This is a genomic window from Streptomyces phytophilus (genome assembly GCF_013870535.1).
Lineage (GTDB): Bacteria > Actinomycetota > Actinomycetes > Streptomycetales > Streptomycetaceae > Streptomyces > Streptomyces phytophilus.
Genome location: NZ_JACBXC010000765.1, coordinates 1 through 2,934 on the forward strand (window position 1 = coordinate 1; position 2,934 = coordinate 2,934).

The following is a 2,934-nucleotide window of genomic DNA, read 5'->3' on the forward strand; positions in this document are numbered from 1 at the left end:
CCGAACCCGGCGGTGATCGCGCACCGCGGGGCCAGCGGCTACCGGCCGGAACACACCCTCGGCGCGTACCAGTTCGCGCTGGACATGGGCGCCGACGTCATCGAGCAGGACCTCGTGCCGACCAAGGACGGCCACCTCGTCTGCCGCCACGAGAACGAGATCGGCGGCACCACCGACGTCGCGGACCACCCGGAGTTCGCCGCCCGCAGGACCGCCAAGACGGTCGACGGCGCGGAGATCACCGGCTGGTTCACCGAGGACTTCACCCTCGCCGAGCTGAAGACGCTGCGCGCCACGGAGCGCATCCCGGACGTACGGCAGCGCAACACCCTCTACGACGGCCGCTGGGAGGTGCCCACCTTCGAAGAGGTGCTCCAGTGGGCGGAGCGGCACCGGCGCGGCACCGGCCGGCCGGTGTGGCTCCACGTGGAGACGAAGCACCCCACCTACTTCAGGTCCATCGGCCTGGAGCTGGAGAAGCCGCTGGCGCGGCTGCTGCGCCGCTACGGCCGGGACAGGAGCAACTCGCCGGTCTTCCTGCAGTCGTTCGAGCCCACCAGCGTCGAGCGGCTCGCCGGGCTCGTCCGCTCGCCGGGCGTCGTGCTGCTCGGCGGGGCGTCCTCGCGGCCGTGGGACTTCGTCGAGGCGGGCGACCCGCGCACCGTCGCCGACCTGGTCACGCCCGAGGGGCTGGCGTGGATCGCGGGCTTCGCCAAGGGCCTGGGACCGACGCTCGACCTGATCATCCCGAAGGACTCCGCCGGCAGGCTGCTGGAGCCCACGGCGCTCGTCCGCGACGCGCACGACGCCGGGCTGGTGCTGCACCCGTACACGATGCGCAACGAGAACAGCTTCCTGCCCCTCGACTTCCGCACGGGCACGGACACGGCGCAGTACGGCGACGCCTTCGGCGCGTTCCAGGTCTACTTCGAGACGGGCATCGACGGCATCTTCACCGACAACCCCGACACCGGGCTGCTCGCCCGGGACGACTTCCTCGCACGGGGCTGACCCGCCGGCGGGCGCCGCCGGTCACCGGCGGCCCCCGCCGGCCGCGCCCGCTCTCACGTACCGGACATCTCGGGTGAGTTGGCAATATCACAGGGATGCCCGGGCCCCGTCCGTAGCCATGGCGCGATCGCGCCGCGCAGAATGCACACGGCGGAGGTTGCGCCGGGTGAAGTGCGGGGAAACACGCGGTAGGCCGCAAGTTCTTGCGGTCTGTCTACTGGGTGCATTGAGGAGGCGGGCGCGGCATGGGCAAGAGTGTGACGATCACGCCGGCGACGAACGACGACGCCGAGCAAGTCCTGAAACTCCAGTACCTCTGCTACCAGGCCGAGGCCGCGCTGTACGGGGACTACCGCATACCCCCGCTCACCGAGACCCTCGACGAGATGCGCGCGGAGTTCGACCGCGGTGCCGCCGTCGTCGCCCGCCTCGGCGACGAGGTCGTCGGCGCCGTCCGCGGCACGGTCGAGGTGAACGGCACCGCCGTCATCGGCCGGCTCATCGTGCACCCCCGGATGCAGGGCCACGGCCTCGGCGCCCGGCTGCTGCTCGCCATGGAGATCCGGCTCGCCGAGGGCGGGGACCCGGTCGAGCGGTTCCAGCTCTTCACGGGGCACCGCAGCGAGGCGAACCTGCGGCTGTACCGGCGGCTGGGCTACGAGCCGGTGGGCACGGAGAAGGTCAGCGCGCGGCTGAGCCTGGTCACTTTGGAGAAGGCTCCGCAGGGCGCCCCCGCCCGGGCTGCCTCCTGAGCCACCACAGCCCGATGACGGGCAGGATGACCGGCAGGAACAGGTAGCCGCGGCCGTAGTCGGACCACACGGTCTGGTCCGGGAACTCGGACGGCTGCACCTCCGTCCACGTGCCGATCGCCAGTACGCCGACGAGCTCGGCGGTGATGCACACCAGTGCGAGCCGCCGCGCCGTCTCACCGCCGCGCGCGAGGGCGGCGGTGATGAAGACGTAGACGACGGCGGCCAGCGCGGACAGCACGTACGCGAGCGGCGCCTCGTCGAACTGCGTGCTGAGCTGGTAGACGGCCCGCGACGTGGCGCCGACGGCGAAGACGCCGTAGAGCGCGAGGATCAGCCGGCCGGGCCCGTTGGACAGGCCGCCCTGCCCGCGCTCGCGCGGCTCCCCGGCCGCCGTCCGCTCAGCCACCGGTGCCGGCCCAGATGTCGTGCAGCCGCACCTGGAGCACCGCCAGGACGAAACCCCCGGCGGCCACCGTCGCCGAACCCCAGCGGCTGCGCTCCGTGAGCGAGAGCAGACCGGTCGCGGGCACCGCGAACGCCGCGGCGAGCAGATAGGCGACGAACACCGCCGTGCCCTCGTCCGGGTCCTCGCCGCGGCCGAGCTGCACCAGCCCGACGACCACCTGGGCCAGCGCGAGGAGCGTCACCGCGGCCATACCGGCGAAGTGCCAGTCCTTCGTGGACTGATCCTTGACGGCGGCGTACCCGCACCAGGCCGCGAGAGCGAGCGCGGCCACCGCGACCGCGATCGTCAAGGGGAGGAACATGACTCGACCTTACTGCGTCGCCCCGCACCCCCCGATCCGGGTCCCGGCACGGTCCGTACGCGTCCGGCCACCCGCCCCCGGCCGTGGCGTTGACCACAGCGCCCACCCCGCGGCCCCACGCCGGCCGCCTCGCCCGGCGGCGTAACCGTGCAGGTCACAGCGGTGTACGGGGGCGTCCGCGGCCGTCCGTCCAGGGCTGTCCGCAATGCGGACAGCGATCCCGGCCCGCGCCGGCGATCTGTTTTACTGGCCCGCATGACCACGACGAGCAGCCGCACCTGTGCGACCGAGGCGATGAACGTGCCGCCCGGTGCTCGTTGTATGTGTCGAATGCACCCCTGAGGGCCCCCGCCACGAGACTCACGCCCCGAAGCGAGTCCGCGGGCCGCTCCGCCGCCGTG

The 2,934-nt window shown here is 72.7% G+C and carries 4 protein-coding genes; 2 read left to right on the forward strand and 2 right to left on the reverse strand.

What is annotated here, in order from left to right; all coding sequences use genetic code 11:
* On the forward strand, window positions 1–1,011 hold a 1,011-nt coding region (locus H5J30_RS24870), incomplete at its 5' end, for a glycerophosphodiester phosphodiesterase (protein WP_181789592.1).
* 245 nt (window positions 1,012–1,256) lie between these two features.
* Complete coding sequence (locus tag H5J30_RS24875; protein WP_181789593.1) at window positions 1,257–1,763, forward strand: GNAT family N-acetyltransferase; 507 nt, start codon at window positions 1,257–1,259, stop codon at window positions 1,761–1,763.
* Here H5J30_RS24875 and H5J30_RS24880 read toward each other — a convergent pair.
* Both H5J30_RS24880 and H5J30_RS24885 read right to left on the reverse strand, forming a co-directional pair.
* Complete coding sequence (locus H5J30_RS24880) at window positions 1,714–2,172, reverse strand: hypothetical protein (protein ID WP_181789594.1); 459 nt, start codon at window positions 2,170–2,172, stop codon at window positions 1,714–1,716. The two genes, H5J30_RS24875 and H5J30_RS24880, sit on opposite strands and share 50 nt — an antisense overlap.
* The gene (locus H5J30_RS24885; protein WP_181789595.1) at window positions 2,165–2,533 is read right to left on the reverse strand and encodes a hypothetical protein; all 369 of its coding nucleotides are present in this window, start codon (window positions 2,531–2,533) and stop codon (window positions 2,165–2,167) included. The genes H5J30_RS24880 and H5J30_RS24885 overlap by 8 nt, the downstream gene beginning before the upstream one ends.
* Between the last annotated feature and the right edge of the window lie 401 nt (window positions 2,534–2,934).